Raw genomic sequence first — 16793 nt, 5'->3', positions numbered from 1 at the left:
TTTCTGCTGCATAGACAAATTCAAAAAATGCTTCAAACCTTAGTTATAACATTTAAATTTCCAAGGTATAAAAATAAAATGCAGGGCGAGTGTTAAAAAATCTGTTTTACAAGGAAAAGTACATCATTGCTAAGTTTTGAGGTTGTGAAGACCTATAGTGCGCATAACAGTACCGCCTATGGAGGTATATATTTAAGTATGATAACGTAAACCGATATGTACGTGTGGCCTGTTGGCCTGCTTCCTGACATTTTAATGCAGGGCCGTTAATGGCAAGCCGGGAGTGGTGTGTTGGCCCTGTATACTTTTTGCGTTGGTTAATTTTTTGAGTTGTGAACTATTTGCTACCAACCGCTGGAAGGGGTTGAGACTTCTGCATACGTTCATTCATTCTTCACCTGTCAGGTGGGAAACTTCCGACTTGGGCATTACTCTTTTTCTTCCCGCATTTAATTCCAGTCTTATTACTGTTCTAACAACTTCTCAACGCCAGGGCATTCAAAGTGCCGAATTGCACGAATACAGGGCATTATGGTATAATCGCTGAAAATATAGTATTTCAAACGCTTGCATTAGTATCTGTAAAAGTGTTATCTTCAATTACTCCAATCAAACAGACACTCGTATGGGAAAAGTTAGAAACATCCTTCAGAGCAAGGGAAGTGTTGTCTTTTCCGTTGCTCCTTCGGTAACTGTCTATAAAGCTATAGAGTTAATGTCGCTCAAGAATATCGGTGGACTTCTGATCACCGATGCTCAGGGACACTTGATGGGAATTTTCACAGAACGTGACTATGCCCGCAAGCTGATTCTGAAAGGTAAATCTTCGAAAGATACGTTAATAGGAGAGATCATGACTGAAAACCCGGTAACGGTTTCTCCCGACACCAGCATCGAAGATTGCATGAAGACTATGACCAACCGTTTCATTCGTCATTTACCCGTGGTAGACGATGGGGAGTTGGTAGGCATGATCTCGATTGGTGACGTTGTTCGTTTCATCATGGAGGAACAACGTGGCATCATCGAAGACCTGGAATTTTACATCACAGGTCATCATCAGTAAGCCTGACGTGACGCGAGTAATCTGAATTGCTCGCGTTTTCTTTTGCACTTCCCTCTGCAGACATACGCCCGCAGATCGAAAAAGTATTCGGTATAAGGTTCTTAAAAAGCCACTACGTTGGAAACTCCAACAGAACATAGTGCTTCGCTTTGGCCTTTATTCGTGTACGGGCTGATCGTATTGAGTCTGGTAGGAGCCATGCTCGGACTCTCCTATATATTAGGCCAACATCATAACGAACGCGCCACCCACGATCCGTACGAAGGTGGTATACTCAGCACCGGCTCTGCACGCATCCGTTTCTCTGCCCAGTTCTACCTGGTTGCTATGCTCTTCGTCATCTTCGATGTCGAAACGATTTTTATTTTCTCGTGGGCAATAGCCTTCCGCGAACTGGGATGGTATGGCTATACTGGCGTGATCGTATTCCTGATCCTGCTGGTAGTAGTACTTATATACGAGTGGCGTGCAGGCGCTCTCGACTTCGGCCCCGATGGGAAAAAGATATTGAAAGCATATAGGAAGATGAGCGCTGGACAGTAGGTAGCTGCTGACTACAGGCCACTGGCTGCTTGAAATAGCTGCGAGCTTTGAGCCATGAGCTGCGAGAGGAAAAGAATAGTGCAGTGAACGTTGAACATTGAACAAATAATATCGATCAACGAAAGTAGAAGTATATATATCAAGGACACACACTATACCGCTGGCTCGGACCTCTAGAAGCTAGCAGCTAGTAGCTAGCAGCTCTTAACCGAATAACGAACAAGGAACACCGATCAACGAATGTAAAACTATACTCCGGTAGCCAGCAGCTTCCCCACACGTTACTACTACGAACATAGAACTATCAAGAAAAACATGAACTGGTGGCTTTCACATACAAATGGAAATGGTTCCGGTGCTGCCGTGCAAGGCACGAGCTCAATGGAAGAAGCGGTAAAGCAAAGTGTAATGCTTACCAGCATGCAAAGCCTGTTGGCGTGGGGAAGGCGTAATTCGATGTGGCCTTTTCACTTTGGACTATCGTGCTGCTTTGTGGAGATGGCTACGAGCATGACGCCTAAATATGATGTGGCGCGCTTTGGTGCAGAAGTAATTCGGGGCACACCGCGCGAGGCAGATGTTATGATCATTGCCGGAACTGTTTTCATCAAAATGGCACCAATTATCAAGCGACTCTATGAACAGATGATGGAACCGCGCTGGGTAATTTCAATGGGATCGTGCGCCAATTCCGGTGGCATGTACGATATATATAGTGTAGTACAGGGAGTTGACAAATTTATGCCGGTAGATGTATATGTACCGGGATGTCCTCCGCGGCCCGATGCTTTTATGGAAGGCCTGGTGTTGCTTTCAAAAAGTGTTGGTCAAGAAAAACGCCCATTGAGTTGGGTGATCGGCGAGCAAGGTGTAATCAAGCCTGAAAAAATATCAGTGAAGGAAACCAAACGGGAAGCACGGCAACAAATGGTAACGTTCCGTACACCCGAGGAAATATAGCGTTCCGACTTCGCTACATACGGCCCATCTATTTTGCAAGGAGGGGACTGAAGCTTGTCTATAGGATCGATCTTCTCTTTGCAAAATTTTCTTCTTAAGCGCAGCCGGAGTGAATTTAAAATTCTCTTCGCCATGGAAACAAGCAGTAATCCAACAGAACTTTTGCAGCGGCAGTTTGGTGACGATGCCGTTACCGTACAAGCCGCAAAAGACGATATCGTTACGGTATGGATTCCGTTCAGCAAAATAAAAGATATACTACAGTTCCTGAAAACGGGCATTCCCAAGCCCTATATATTGTTATTTGATCTCTCGGCCATTGACGAACGAAGTCGTAAACGTGACTCCGATTATCCCTCCGATAATTTTACTTTGTTATATCACCTCTTTTCATTTGATCGGAATAGTTTCATTCGCTTAAAAGTTGCCCTCAAGGGAGAGTTTCCTACCGTGCCCAGCATCACGAAGCTGTGGGCGAATGCGAACTGGTATGAGCGTGAAGTGTTCGATATGTTTGGTATACGCTTCGATGGTCATCCGCACCTGCGCAGGATATTGATGCCGGAATCGTGGGAAGGTAATCCGCTGCGTAAAGAACATCCGGCACGTGCAACGGAGATGGGACCTTTTCGGCTGTTTGATGAGAAACAGGATCGCGAGCAGGCTGCATTGCAATTCCGTCCGGAAGACTGGGGCATGAAAACACAACAGGAAGATTCTGATTTCATGTTCCTCAACATCGGCCCGCAACACCCCGGCACACACGGTGTGCTGCGCATTGTATTGCAACTCGATGGCGAAGATATAGTGGATGCTGTGCCGGATATAGGATTTCACCATCGCGGTGCAGAGAAGATGGCAGAGCGGCAATCATGGCATACGTATATACCGTATACCGATCGTGTCGATTATCTCGGTGGTGTAAATAACAATCTGGCTTACCTGCTTGCCGTAGAAAAGCTGGCGGGTATAGAAGTGCCCGAGCGTGCCCAGGTAATTCGCGTGATGATGTGTGAGTTCTTTCGCATCGCCAGTCACCTGGTGTGGTATGGAACCTTTGCACAGGATATAGGGCAGCTCTCTCCGGTGTTCTATATGTTCAACGATCGTGAAAAAATCTTTGATGTAGTAGAAGCAGTATGCGGAGGACGCATGCACCCGAACTGGTTTCGTATAGGCGGTGTAGCGCAGGATCTGCCGAAAGGCTGGGAGACGTTAGTGAAAAACTTTATCGACTACTTCCCGAAGCGATTGAAAGAATACGATGCCATGGTCATGAGGAACAGTATATTCAAGGCCCGTACCGTAGGCATCGGTATATTTACCAAAGAAGAAGCCATCGAGTGGGGCGTTACCGGACCAGGACTCCGCGCCTGTGGTTTTGAATGGGACTTCCGGAAGAAGCAACCTTATTCCGGCTACGATAAATTCAATTTTGATATACCCATTGCGCACAACGGCGATTGCTACGATCGGGCTGTAGTGCGTGTGGAAGAGATGCGCCAGAGCCTGCGCATTATTGAACAATGCCTGAAGTATATGCCCGATGGTGACTATAAAGCTGATCATCCGCTGGCAACACCTCCGGTAAAGAAACATACCATGAAGGATATCGAAACCCTCATCACACACTTTCTCGGTGTGAGCTGGGGCCCGGTTATTCCTGCAGGCGAAGCGATGAGTTGCATTGAAGCAACCAAAGGAGCCAACAGTTATTATGCGATAAGTGATGGCAACACATCGCCCTATCGTGTAAGAGTCCGCACGCCATCATTCCCCCACATGCAGATGCTGCCCTACATCAGCAAAGGCTATACCGTAGCCGACATGCTCAGCATCCTCGGAGCGATGGATTATGTGCTTGCTGATATTGACCGTTAATCGTGTTGGAGTGTTGATGTGTTCAGGTATTTAAGTGAAATACCCGAAACCACTAACTTCAACACCCCAACACATCAACACATAAAGAAATGCTTTCCCTCGAAGAAGTACACGAAATAGAAGAAGCGATTCGGGTGGTGCCGTATCGGAAGGCGGCTTGTATTGAGGCGCTGAAGGTAGTGCAGGAGCACCGAAGGTGGATATCGGATGATAGTCTCAAAGATATAGCCGAGTATCTGCACATGTCGGCAGAGGAACTGGATTCAGTAGCTACATTCTACAATCTCATTTTCCGCAAGCCGGTAGGAAGGCATATTATACTGATATGCGACAGTATATCATGCTGGGTAATGGGATACGAGAATATACGCGAAGCTATCATGCAGCAGCTGTCCATCAAGTATGGCGAGACGACAGCCGATAATCGCTTTACGCTCTTGCCGAATCCATGCCTCGGTATATGCAATCATGCCCCCGCGCTGATGATCGATCACGATCTATACAGTGATATAAAAGTTGAACAGGTAAAAGAGATACTGGAGAAATATACTTAGCGAATGTAGCCTCATCTAAAACCCTTCTCCAAAGGAGAAAGGTTTTAGATGAGACTCTCGCAGCTCACAGCTAAAAGCTCATAACTATTTTTCAATATGGAACGACCGCTAACAGAACATATTCGTGCCGACCGCAGGCCGCTATCGCTGGGAGAGTATGAGAAGATGGGTGGATATCAGTCTGTGCGGAAAGCGTTGAAAGAGATGACTCCTAAAGATATACAGACTGTAGTGAAGGAATCGAATCTGCGGGGCAGAGGAGGAGCCGGTTTCTCCACAGGACTGAAATGGAGCTTTGTGCCGATGGATGCGCCATCGCCTAAATATTTCATTGTGAATGCCGATGAAATGGAGCCCGGTACATTTAAAGATCGTCTGCTGCTGGAGAGTGCTCCTCATCAATTGATTGAAGGAATGATTGTATCGGCATTTGCTTTGCAGGCTGATATATCGTTTATCTTCTTACGCTGGGCTTATAAGGAAGCTGCGAATACATTGCGCTTTGCTATACAGGAAGCCTACGATGCCGGCTACCTTGGCGAAAATATACTTGGTACGGGCTATCACCTCGAAATGCATTTGCATACCGGTGTAGGCCGCTATATGTGCGGCGAAGAAACAGCATTACTGAATTCTCTCGAAGGAAAACGGGCTACACCACGCGCTAAGCCACCCTTTCCACAAGTGAGTGGATTGTTCGGAAGACCTACTATTGTAAACAACGTAGAGACGGTGAGTTGTATACCGCACATCGTCAATAAAGGAGCCGACTGGTTTCAGAAATTAAGTCGCACGAATGATGCAGGTACCAAGCTATATGGCGTAAGTGGTAAAGTAAAACATCCCGGCCTGTGGGAATTACCGATGGGAGTTACCGTACGCGAGCTGATCGAAGAGCATGCGGGTGGCATGCAAGACGGGGTAAAATTCAGAGGTGTTTTACCCGGTGGCGCCTCTACTGATTTTTTAGTAGAACAGCACCTGGATGTAAAGATGGATTATGCTTCGGTTGCAGCCGCCGGCAGTCGCCTGGGTACAGGCACCATGATTGTACTGGATGATAAAACTTCCGTAGTAGGCTTCGTCAAAAACCTGATACACTTCTTTGCACAAGAGTCGTGCGGCTTTTGTACTCCTTGTCGCGAAGGATTGCCGTGGATTGAAAAGATACTGCATGCTTTGCAGGAAGGGAAGGGAGAAGCAGGTGATATAAACCTGCTTGAGTTTCATACTAAATATTTAGGCCCCGGCAACACTTTCTGTGCGCTCGCCCCCGGAGCCATGGAGCCTTTACAAAGTGCCATCAAATATTTTCGCAAAGACTTCGAAGACTATATTTCCGAAGCCCTGAAAAATCAATCCCTAACCACCGGCCTCCCCAAAAAACAAAACCTCATAACCGACATTTCTAAACTATAGCGATGACTAAACACACGTTTTATCTCCCGAACGTACACACCTAAACACGCACACACGCAAACACTTCAACACTCCAACACATCAACACTTCCGAAACATGACACTATACATTGACCATAAACCTTACGAAATCCCTTCCGGCAAAAACCTGCTGGAGACGTGCCTTACTTTGGGATTCGATGTTCCATACTTCTGCTGGCACCCTGCCATGGGTTCTGTAGGAGCATGCCGGCAATGTGCTGTAAAACTATATAAAGATGAAAATGACCAGAAGGGCAGACTGGTGATGTCGTGTATGGAGCCCGTTGCGAACAACCAGTATATATCAGTCAATGATCCTGAAGCGAAAGAATTTCGCAGCACCGTAATCGAGTGGCTGATGACCAACCATCCGCACGACTGTGCCGTATGCGATGAAGGTGGCTCCTGTCATTTACAGGATATGACGGTAATGACCGGCCATAACTATCGCAGGTTCCGGTTTAAGAAACGCACGCATCAAAATCAATATCTCGGTCCGTTCCTCAATCATGAAATGAATCGTTGTATACAATGTTATCGCTGTGTGCGATTCTACAAAGACTATGCAGGCGGTAAAGACCTCGATGTATTTGCATCGCGCAGCAATGTATACTTTGGCCGGGCGGAAGATGGCGTGCTTGAAAATGAATTTAGCGGTAACCTCGCAGAAGTTTGTCCCACCGGTGTATTTACAGACAAAACACTCAAGCAACACTATACGCGCAAGTGGGACCTTACCATGGCGCCATCCATTTGCCAGCATTGTAGCATCGGTTGCAACACCATCGCGGGGGAACGTTACGGTACTTTGCGAATGATTGCCAACCGCTACCATGGTGAAGTAAACGGCTACTTCCTGTGTGATCGCGGACGATTCGGATATGAATTTGTCAATACACGCGAGCGCATTCGGAAGCCAGTCATTCGTCAGCAGGTTGTTGACCGGCAGGCGGTGCTGACAGAAGTGTCTGCGCTGTTGAAAAATACCAACGTCATTGGTATAGGTTCACCGCGTGCATCGCTGCAGGCTAATTTTACTTTAAAGGCGTTGGTAGGCGATCAGAATTTTTACCACGGTGTTTCAGATAATGAACACGACCTGGCAGAGCTTGCCATTCGCATATTGGGCGAAGGGCCCGTGCGAACACCATCTACGCGCGAAGTGGAAGATGCCGATGCAATCTTTATTCTGGGTGAAGATATAACCAACACAGCTCCTATACTGGCGCTGGCCGTACGACAGGCGGTGCGCCAGCAGCCATCGGAAGCTGCGGCACAGATACATGTGCCATTGTGGAATGATGCTGCCGTGCGTGGCATTGTACAGGATAAAAAGGGACCGCTATATATAGCCAGCCTGCATACAACAAAATTAGATGAACTGGCCACCACTACCTATCATGCAACGCCGGATGATATTGCCAGACTCGGCATGGCCGTTGCACATGCTATAGATAATGAGTCTCCGGAAGTAGAGTCTATTTCCGAAGACATAGAAGTCCTCGCAAGACAAATAGCCCAGGCATTGTCGGCTGCGAAAAAGCCTGTCATTATATCCGGTGCCGGATGCCAGAGCGATGTGCTCATGAAAGCTGCTGCTAACATTGCCGGAGCGCTTCATAAAAAGAATACAGAGACGGGCCTCGTGTTTACCATGCTTGAATGTAATTCCCTCGGACTCGCCATGATGGGCGGTCACCGGCTGAATGCTGCATTCAATGCTGTATTGAACGGTCATGCCGATACTGTGATTGTGTTAGAGAACGATCTATACCGCCACGGTCACGCAGCAGATATAGATGCTTTTCTGAATGCCTGCAAACATGTTGTTGTACTGGATCATTCTGTACATGCTACTACCGCACGTGCAGAAGTAGTAATACCGGCGGGTACATTTGCCGAGTCGGATGGTATACTGGTAAACAACGAAGGAAGAGCACAGCGCTTCTTCCAGGTATATGAAGCCACCGATGTAATTCAGGAGAGCTGGCGCTGGTTGCTCAATATAGGATGCAGTGCCGGTAACAAACGCATGAATGCCTGGAAGAATTATGAAGATGTAACCAATGCTATGGCAATTGAAGAGGCGCTGCTCAAAGGCATTGAAACTATATCTCCGCCTCCCGGCTTCCGGTTGGCCGGACAACGTATACCGCGTGAGCCACATCGCTATAGTGGCCGCACCGCGATGAATGCCAACAAGAATGTAAGCGAGCCCAGGCCACCGGAAGACCCTGATTCACCACTCTCGTATACCATGGAAGGTTATAGAGGCCAACCGCCTTCTTCCATGATACCTTTCTTCTGGTCACCGGGGTGGAACTCGGTTCAAGCTGTTAATAAATATCAGCAGGAGATAGGCGCATCATTGCGCGGTGGTGATCCGGGTATACGATTGCTGAATCCGGTAGCTGGAAAAATAGTTGAGTATTTCAAAGGTATACCCGAAGCATTTCGTCCCATGGAAGACCACCTGTGGGTGATGCCGGTATATCATATTTTCGGATCGGAAGAATTGAGTGCGCGTTCACCTTCGGTGGCGGAGCGCATTGAAGCGCCCTATATATTGGTCTATTTGGATGATGCCTTAAACCTGCAATTGCAGGATGGCGACCTGCTCACGTTACATATTGGTGCGCATACCTACTCACTACCTGTACGAATAACAACGGAGATACCACACGGAGTGGCAGGCGTTCCCTATGGCTTCGAAGGTATACCGTATGCAGAGTTGCCGGAGTGGGCAACCACACGCCCATCTACCGCTACCTATATACCCACTCCCCAACCCAGACACATAAAAACATAAACACTTAAACACGTAAAGTAATGTCGCCATTATTAATTGTTGTTGCTGTGCTGGGAGGGTTACTGCTTGTAGCGCCCGGCTTGATCTGGCTGGAACGCAGGCTGCTGGCCGTATGGCAAGACCGTTATGGCCCGAACCGCGCAGGCCCGTTGGGAGTACTCGTGGTGCTGGCGGATACCTTGAAACTTTTCTTCAAGGAAGACTGGGTGCCACCATTCTCCGATAAAAAAGTATTTATACTCGCGCCCGCTATAGTTGTGATCAGTGTACTGATGAGCTTTGTGATCGTACCCTTTTCACCCGGCATTATTGTGGCTGACCTGAATATAGGTTTACTGTTTTTCCTCGCCATGTCATCGATGGGCGCGTATAGTATAATTTTGGGCGGATGGGCATCGAATAATAAATATTCATTGCTCGGTGCCATGCGTGGCGCCGCACAGATGATCTCCTACGAAGTGTTCATGGGATTGTCGCTGATGGGCGTGGTGTTGATGACCGGCTCATTCAGTTTACAGGATATCGTCAATGCACAGAAAGGGATGTGGTTTGTTATACCGCAGTTTCTCGGGTTCGTGATTTTTTTAATTGCCGGTATAGCCGAAACACATCGACTGCCCTTTGATATACCGGAGGCAGAAAGTGAATTGATTGCCGGCTTTCACTCCGAATATTCCGGAATGAAGTTCGGAATGTTCTTCGTGGGCGAGTATATCGGTATCATGCTCATCTCCTGCATGGTAACCTGTCTGTTCTTCGGTGGCTGGCTCGGGCCGGCATTTCTTCCTCCCATTGTGTGGTTTGTAGTAAAGATGTTTGCTTTTATAGCGCTCTTTATTTTGCTGCGTGCCTCGCTGCCGCGCCCGCGCTACGATCAGCTCATGGAATTTGGCTGGAAGATACTGTTACCGCTGTCATTACTTAACCTGATGATAACAGCCGGTATCATTCTCTGGAACGAGCAATAGTATATAGTATAAAAAATTCAGCAGGCTATATATGTTCAGCATCATCCGTACCATGTGGCTCACGTTTTTGCACATGTTTCACAAACGTGCCACCATTCAATACCCTGAAGAGAAAGCAAAATTACCGGCACGGTGGCGCGGTCGCATCGTACTAACGCGTGATCCCGATATGGGTGAACGTTGCGTAGGATGTTACCTCTGTGCAGCCGCGTGCCCCGTAGATTGCATCTCCTTGCAGGCAACCGAAGATGAAAACGGCAGACGTTATCCGGAGTTTTTCCGCATCAACTTCTCCCGCTGCATTTTCTGTGGCTTCTGCGAAGAAGCATGCCCCACGTATGCGATACAACTCATCCCTGATTTCGAGATGGGAGAGTACAATCGCCAGAACCTTGTCTATGAAAAAAATGATCTACTCATCAATAGTCAGGGTAAATATCCCGGCTATAATTACTACAAAGTAGCCGGTATGGCTATAGGAGGCAAAGACAAAGGTGAAGCCGAGAATGAACTGGAGCCGGTGGACGTGAAGAGTATACTTCCGTAGAAGCTGCTGGCTTCATGCTGCTAGCTGCTAGTAGTTGGTGCTGAGGATACGATTGATTTTTGATATAAGGATTTGGTTTAAAGTTTAAAAAGCTCGTATGCACTTCACCTCACTCACCCTCCAGAAGCGAGTAGCCTGTGGCTGGCGGCTTTCCTCACTCCCACACCTCTAGCAGCTGGCAGCCAGAAGCCAGCAGCTCCTAAAAGACAATCACATTTTAAAGCAGTTAACGCAACCAACAGAACATCCCATGACCTTCTACATTACATCAGCCATCGCTATACTCGCCACCATCATGGTGATTACGCGGTATAATATGATTCATGCACTGCTATACCTGGTGGTATCGTTTCTGGCCGTGGCGGTAATTTTCTTTATGCTGGGCGCTCCATTCGTAGCAGCGTTGGAAGTTATCATTTATGCCGGTGCTATTGTGGTGTTGATCATTTTTGTAATCATGATGCTGAATCTTAAAGAAGAGTCAGTGGAGCAGGAGAAAAAATGGTTTTCTAAAAATATATGGATTGGCCCCGGTATACTTTCGGTCGTGTTACTGGGAGAGCTGGTATATGTACTGATATCTTCCGGTACGGTGCCGATTGCAAACCAGGCAGTAGACGCCAAGGCTGTGGGCATTTCGTTGTATGGCCCCTATATTATAGGTGTGGAGCTTAGCGGGTTGTTGCTGATGGCCGGTATAGTAGGTGCCTATCACCTCGGAAGACAAAGAAGAAAAGTAGTACATCGTTTTCTTGAAAAAGTAGAAGAATGAATGCATTACCAATAGAATCCGGATTGTTGCTTGCGGGTGTGTTGTTCATGCTCGGTCTGATCAGTGTGTTGGTCAGGCGCAACATCATTTTTATGCTGATCTCAGTGGAGATCATGCTGAATGCCGCAGGTCTTGCTTTTATCGTAGCAGGTTCGCGCTGGGTACAAGCCGATGGACAAGTGATGTTCATCTTTATACTAACGATGGCTGCCGCTGAAGTTTCAGTGGGCCTGGCGCTGATACTTCAGATCTATCATCAGTTGAAGACACTCGACAGTGATGCTGCCGACAAGATGCACGGATAGTAAGGAGTGACTTAATATATATGGCACGCAGTAGTTCGATCTAAATCATCGTGTATGCTCAATATACTTTGGCTAATTCCCGCCTTGCCATTTCTCGGGGCATTGATTCTCATCATTACCGGGTCGCGGATATCCCATCGTGTTGCCGCGCGGATCGGGGCAGGCAGTGTAGGACTTTCCGCCGTAATCACGTTGCTTACCGGCTATGAATTTCTTTCTTCCGGCCAGGCGTTCTATAGATTTACAGCATGGAACTGGTTCCAGGTAGAAGGCCTGTCCACAGCAATTTCATTTTATCTCGATTCATTATCGCTGGTGTTCATTTTTGTAATCACCTTCGTTGGATTTCTCATTCACATATACTCTACAGAATTTATGGAGACGGATGAAGGATTTACACGCTTCTTCGCGTACCTGAATTTATTCGTCTGCTCCATGCTCATACTCGTGCTGGCCGATAACCTCGTGCTGCTATATCTTGGCTGGGAAGGAGTAGGGCTTTGCAGTTATCTGCTCATTGGCTTCTGGTATAGCGAAGAGAAGAACGGCTATGCCGCACGCAAAGCCTTTATCATGACGCGGGTAGGCGATACTGCCATGGCCATCGGGTTATTTATACTGTTCAGTGTCTTTCATACATTGAATATACAGGATATACTTTTGCAGGCACCGCAGGTGTGGACGGTAGGTGCTTCCACCGCTGTGCTTGTTGGCTTTCTGTTACTGGGAGGTGCTGTTGGTAAATCGGCACAACTTCCGTTGCAAACCTGGCTTCCCGATGCGATGGCTGGCCCTTCACCGGTTAGTGCATTGATCCATGCTGCTACCATGGTAACAGCCGGAGTATACCTGATAACACGCATGCATGGTATATATGAACTGGCGCCATTGGCCCAGCTTTGGGTGGGCATCATTGGTGCTGTTACGTTGTTACTGGCGGGGTGTAGCGCATTAACACAATACGATCTCAAGCGCGTGCTTGCCTATTCTACCATTAGCCAGATTGGCTATATGTTTCTGGCGCTGGGCGTGGGAGCGTGGTCAGCCGCTGTATTTCACTTTATGATTCATGCGTTCTTCAAAGCGCTTTTATTCCTCGCAGCAGGCGCGGTAATTATGGCGCTTCATCATGAACACGATATGTTCCGCATGGGCGGCTTACGCAACAAGATGCCCGTGATATACTATACATTTCTGATCGGTGCGGCTTCGCTGGCTGCGCTGCCTTTTATTACCGCAGGATTCTATAGTAAAGATCAGATACTCTGGCTTGCCTGGGCCGGTGAGAAAGGCAATCTCTGGTTCTTCCTCGCTGCGTTAACAGGTGCATTCATCACCGCAGTCTATACATTTCGCATGGTGTTCATCACTTTTTTCGGTGAGGCAAAAACACACATAAGTCATCGACCGGCGAAGCGTATGACGGTTCCGCTCATGATCCTTGCCGTGCTATCGTTGACAGGAGGCTTCATCGAACTGCCTCATACATTAGGGCACGTTACGATTTTCTCGGATATACTCAGTCCGTTGTTGCCTGCTGCACCGTTGCGTGAAGGTGTGGAAAGCACGGAATGGACTTTACAGTTGATTGCGATGGCATTGTCGCTGGGAGGCGTATATGTAGCCTATATATTTTACATAAAGCAACCGAAGCTTGCCGATGAACTGAAGAGCGCCACGCTTGGTGTGCATCAGTTCTGGCTGCGCGGCTGGGATATAGATGCTCTGTATGATATTGTATTCGTGCGCCCTTTCGTATACCTGTCGCAGTGGAATAAGCATGATGTGATAGACAAGTTCTATACCCTGATCGTTCGCATTACCGAATATTTTAACAGCACATTCGTGCGAACGCAGAACGGAATACTCCGCTGGTATATTATGAGTATTGTAGCAGGCGCCATCCTGATCATTACCATCAGTCTGTTCATTCAACCTTAAAACACGAATGTTATGATGCTGATATTGCTGATCGTAATACTCATGGTGGGAGGAATCGCAGCCGGAATTGCAGCGCGCTGGAATGCTGCTGCATGCCGCTGGCTTTCCTTGCTTGCTGTTACAGCCGACTTCGCGATCATTCTCACGATATGGATACAGGAAGGCCTCTCCATGACACTCACAAATTCATGGCTGCGTGATGTATATATACCCTGGATACCGAGCTTCGGTATAAATTTTCACCTGGCACTGGATGGACTCAGTCTGCTGATGCTGGTGCTCACGTTCTTTCTCGGTATGCTGGCTGTGTTGATCTCCTGGAATGAGATACAATACCGTATCGGATTTTTTCATTTCAATCTCCTGTGGGTACTGGCCGGTATAACCGGAGTATTTCTTACCATGGATCTCTTTCTGTTTTATTTCTTCTGGGAAGTGATGCTGATACCCATGTATTTTCTCATTGGTATATGGGGCCATGAAAACCGGCAATATGCTGCCTATAAATTTTTCATCTTTACGCAAGCCAGCGGCTTGTTGATGCTGCTTGCCATTCTGGCGCTATATTTCATTCATGGCGATCAGACCAATACCTATAGTTTCGATTACTTTACGTTGTTGGGAACAACCATGTCGCCAGAGACTTCGCGTTGGCTGATGCTGGGATTTCTTGCCGCCTTCGCAGTGAAATTACCCGTAGTGCCACTGCATACCTGGCTCCCTGATGCACATACGGAAGCACCTACAGCCGGAAGTTTGTTGCTGGCAGGCCTACTCTTGAAAACGGGTGCGTATGGATTGATTCGCTTTGTAGTGCCATTGTTCCCTGCTGCCTCAGCCGCTATAGCACCCTGGGCCATGTTGGCTGGTGTAATCGGTATAGTATATGGTGCGTTGCAGGCCTACGGACAAACCGATCTCAAGCGACTCATCGCCTATACCAGCGTCAGTCACATGGGCTTTGTCATCCTCGGTGTATTTGCCTTTCGGGAGCTAGCCATGCAGGGTGTAGTCATGCAGATGATCACGCACGGCATCAGCACCGGTGCATTGTTTATACTCGCAGGTGCGCTATACGAACGTATCCATACCCGCGATCTTGAACAGATGGGAGGCTTATGGAAACGCGCTCCCTTCATGGGCGTTATCGCCATGATATTTGCCATGGCTTCGCTCGGACTTCCGGGACTCGGAAATTTTATAGCGGAGTTTCTCACACTGATCGGTAGCTGGCAGGCAAACCACACCCTTACCATTATTGCTACAGCGGGGTTGGTGATTGCTACAGCATACTCACTGCGCATTATGCAAAAAGTATTTCTTGGAAAAGCGAGCGGCCATGCATTGCATGATCTTTCGCTTCGCGAGAAATTTATACTGGTGCCATTATGTATTGTTATACTCTGGCTCGGGCTTTTTCCTCAGCCGGTAATTGATACGGCGCGACCGACCGTTGCCAACAACCTGCATGCCGGCAATCATGCTGCGCTACACCGCGCTGTTGATAAGCACACTGTATTTGAAACTGCATTAACGACTCAATCCAGCCGCCATGAACAAAAGTGATTTGCTAAGCCTCATTCCCCTGTGGATACTGTCCAGTGCCGCCATCCTCATTTTCTTTTCGATCTCGGTAAAGCGAAATCACAAAGTAATTTTTGTGATCACCGTGCTTTCACTCCTGGTCGATTTCTTCTTCCTCACCACGTATAGCCGGCATCACCTGCAGTCTGTGGAGCCGCTGCTTATCATCGATGGCTTCGGTATATTTAATATTGGCCTTATATTGCTCACAACACTCGTAGTGGTATTGATATCGTATGCTTACTTTGAGCAACGCGAAGAGCGAAAGGAAGAATACTATATATTGATTATTCTGGCCGCCATGGGCTCTGCTATACTGGTAATCAGCAATCACTTTGTATCACTCTTTCTCGGGCTCGAAATTCTCAGCGTATCGTTGTATGCATTGATCGCTTACCTGCGCAAAAGAGAACGTTCTGACGAAGCCGGTATAAAATATCTCATCCTGGCAGCATTCTCATCAGCATTTTTGTTGTTCGGTATGGCGCTGGTATATGCCACCACAGGATCGATGGAATTTTCCGGTATAGCGGCGTGGCTCACACAGGCACATGAAATGCCGCTGATGGTTGTAGTGGGTTTTTGCATGATGATCGTAGGGATCGGCTTCAAACTCGGTGTAGTACCCTTCCACATGTGGACGCCCGATGTATACGAAGGTTCGCCCGCCCCTGTAACGGCTTTTATAGCTACCGTATCAAAAGGAGGGATGGTAGCGTTGCTGGTGCGCTTCTTCAATGCACTCAACGGCTATCAGTATAGCTCTTTCACCCTGATCTTTACCATACTCGCTATATCTTCCATGTTCATCGGCAATGTGCTGGCTTTACGACAAACCAATATCAAACGCCTGCTGGCCTATTCGTCTATCGCACACCTGGGATATTTACTGGTAGCATTTCTGGCCGGAGAAAAGCTCGGTATAGAAGCGATGATCTTTTACCTCGTAGCGTATTTTATCACTACGCTGGGAGCTTTCGGTATATTGGCAACCTTGTCGGACAAAGAACGTGATGCCGAACGACTCGAAGATTACCGCGGCTTACTCTGGAGACGCCCGCTCACCGCCATTGTATTCAGTGCAGCATTACTTTCATTGGCTGGTATACCACTCACCGCAGGCTTTGTCGGTAAATTTTATGTGATCGCCGCCGGTATACATACACACCGCTGGCTACTCGTAGTGGCGTTGGTGATAAACAGCGTTATCGGTTTGTATTACTATATACGATTGGTTGCTGTCATGTTCGATCAGCAACAGGAGTCACGCCCTGTACAAGAACTTCGTCCGCTGGTATATATTGTGAGCAGTGTTACCATGGCTATACTCGCGCTGTCGTTATTCTGGATTGGCGTTAGCCCGGAGGGAATGGTGGCGTTGATACGCTCTGTGCTGTAGTTATCCGTTACACGTTAATCGTTA

14 protein-coding genes are annotated in these 16793 nt (G+C 47.6%); all 14 read left to right on the top strand.

Translation table 11 applies throughout. The features are described 5' to 3' along the window. The first annotated feature begins 625 nt into the window (after positions 1–625). The 14 genes from V7Q33_RS12300 to V7Q33_RS12235 all read left to right on the top strand — a co-directional run bounded on the left by V7Q33_RS12300 (position 626) and on the right by V7Q33_RS12235 (position 16769). Entirely contained in the window at positions 626–1066 is a 441-nt protein-coding gene (locus tag V7Q33_RS12300; protein WP_333820024.1) for a CBS domain-containing protein, read from the top strand. Between the two features lie 117 nt (positions 1067–1183). After that, positions 1184–1609: an NADH-quinone oxidoreductase subunit A gene (locus V7Q33_RS12295; protein ID WP_333820023.1), complete on the top strand. Its 426-nt coding sequence runs from the start codon at positions 1184–1186 to the stop codon at positions 1607–1609. Between the two features lie 315 nt (positions 1610–1924). Next, positions 1925–2569 (top strand): NADH-quinone oxidoreductase subunit B, encoded by a 645-nt coding sequence (locus tag V7Q33_RS12290; RefSeq protein ID WP_333820022.1) that lies wholly within the window; start codon positions 1925–1927, stop codon positions 2567–2569. A 132-nt stretch (positions 2570–2701) separates the two neighbouring features. After that, the gene (nuoC, locus tag V7Q33_RS12285; protein ID WP_331982886.1) at positions 2702–4450 is read left to right on the top strand and encodes an NADH-quinone oxidoreductase subunit C/D; all 1749 of its coding nucleotides are present in this window, start codon (positions 2702–2704) and stop codon (positions 4448–4450) included. An 89-nt stretch (positions 4451–4539) separates the two neighbouring features. Beyond that, complete coding sequence (nuoE, locus tag V7Q33_RS12280; protein WP_331982888.1) at positions 4540–5004, top strand: NADH-quinone oxidoreductase subunit NuoE; 465 nt, start codon at positions 4540–4542, stop codon at positions 5002–5004. Positions 5005–5100: 96 nt separating this feature from the next. Beyond that, entirely contained in the window at positions 5101–6423 is a 1323-nt protein-coding gene (gene nuoF, locus V7Q33_RS12275; protein WP_331982890.1) for an NADH-quinone oxidoreductase subunit NuoF, read from the top strand. A gap of 97 nt (positions 6424–6520) precedes the next feature. Beyond that, complete coding sequence (gene nuoG, locus V7Q33_RS12270) at positions 6521–9253, top strand: NADH-quinone oxidoreductase subunit NuoG (RefSeq protein ID WP_333820021.1); 2733 nt, start codon at positions 6521–6523, stop codon at positions 9251–9253. 20 nt (positions 9254–9273) lie between these two features. Next, positions 9274–10221, top strand: a complete 948-nt coding sequence (gene nuoH / locus V7Q33_RS12265; RefSeq protein WP_333820020.1) for an NADH-quinone oxidoreductase subunit NuoH — start codon at positions 9274–9276, stop codon at positions 10219–10221. A gap of 31 nt (positions 10222–10252) precedes the next feature. Next, positions 10253–10768, top strand: a complete 516-nt coding sequence (gene nuoI, locus V7Q33_RS12260; protein ID WP_331982896.1) for an NADH-quinone oxidoreductase subunit NuoI — start codon at positions 10253–10255, stop codon at positions 10766–10768. A 250-nt stretch (positions 10769–11018) separates the two neighbouring features. Then, on the top strand, positions 11019–11540 hold the full coding sequence (gene nuoJ / locus V7Q33_RS12255) for an NADH-quinone oxidoreductase subunit J (protein ID WP_331982898.1): 522 nt from the start codon (positions 11019–11021) through the stop codon (positions 11538–11540). Next, a complete protein-coding gene (gene nuoK, locus V7Q33_RS12250) occupies positions 11537–11845 on the top strand; it encodes an NADH-quinone oxidoreductase subunit NuoK (RefSeq protein ID WP_331982900.1) in 309 nt (102 codons plus the stop codon). Before nuoJ ends, nuoK begins: the two co-directional genes overlap by 4 nt. A 54-nt stretch (positions 11846–11899) precedes the next feature. Continuing rightward, complete coding sequence (nuoL, locus tag V7Q33_RS12245) at positions 11900–13786, top strand: NADH-quinone oxidoreductase subunit L (RefSeq protein WP_333820019.1); 1887 nt, start codon at positions 11900–11902, stop codon at positions 13784–13786. Positions 13787–13798: 12 nt separating this feature from the next. Next, on the top strand, positions 13799–15352 hold the full coding sequence (nuoM, locus tag V7Q33_RS12240; RefSeq protein WP_331982904.1) for an NADH-quinone oxidoreductase subunit M: 1554 nt from the start codon (positions 13799–13801) through the stop codon (positions 15350–15352). Beyond that, positions 15339–16769 carry an NADH-quinone oxidoreductase subunit N gene (locus tag V7Q33_RS12235; RefSeq protein WP_331982906.1) on the top strand — a complete coding sequence of 477 codons (1431 nt, stop codon included), beginning with the start codon at positions 15339–15341 and terminating at the stop codon, positions 16767–16769. Before nuoM ends, V7Q33_RS12235 begins: the two co-directional genes overlap by 14 nt. Positions 16770–16793 lie beyond the last annotated feature (24 nt).

The sequence above is a fragment of the Ohtaekwangia sp. genome, assembly GCF_036786105.1.
Lineage (GTDB): Bacteria > Bacteroidota > Bacteroidia > Cytophagales > Cyclobacteriaceae > Ohtaekwangia.
The sequence above is the reverse complement of the archived record's forward strand: the minus strand, read 5'-3'. Positions and strand labels throughout refer to the sequence as shown.